The organism is Acinetobacter sp. (genome assembly GCF_036666595.1).
Classification (GTDB): Bacteria; Pseudomonadota; Gammaproteobacteria; order Pseudomonadales; family Moraxellaceae; genus Acinetobacter.
In genome coordinates this window covers 1-510 of the sequence record NZ_JAVWVO010000168.1, presented here as the reverse complement: position 1 = coordinate 510, position 510 = coordinate 1, and the positions used below count along the sequence as shown (strand labels likewise).

At 44.7% G+C, this 510-nt stretch carries 1 protein-coding gene; it reads left to right on the top strand.

Annotated elements, in window-relative coordinates:
* Nucleotides 1-510 (top strand): alkaline phosphatase PhoX (locus tag RR876_RS17410; RefSeq protein WP_332637230.1); only part of this gene is annotated, 510 nt, incomplete at both ends.

Sequence of the window (510 nt, the reverse complement as noted above, 5' to 3'; positions counted from 1 at the left end):
GCTATGAAGCACGTGTTCTTTATGCACTAGGCGACCCTATCACTTCAGGACTTGAAGAATGGGATGACAGCAAGATTCCAACAGGGGCTTCATTTACTTTACGCTCAGGTGAGTGCCATGACGGCATGACTTTCTTTGGTATGCAAAATAGTACATTTAATGCAACCACATCAGATACTGGTTTGTTGGTGATGAACCACGAATATATCGACAACCCAAATATCCTCCACCCAGCGGGTCATACTCACGGTCTAGGCGAAGACAACATTCAGCTTACAACTGGCTTAATTCCACGCGTTGAAGATGAAGCACTCCGTGAAATTAACTGCCACGGTGTTTCAGTCATTTCAGTGAATAAAAACCCAACGACGCAATCGGTGAACGTAGATAAGTCATCTAATCTCAACCGCCGAATTACAGCTGCAACACCTATGGATATTCGTGGTCCTGTCAAAGGCAATGTTTTGCTACAAAACCGTTTAAGCCCGGAAGGCACCTTTAGCTTTGGTA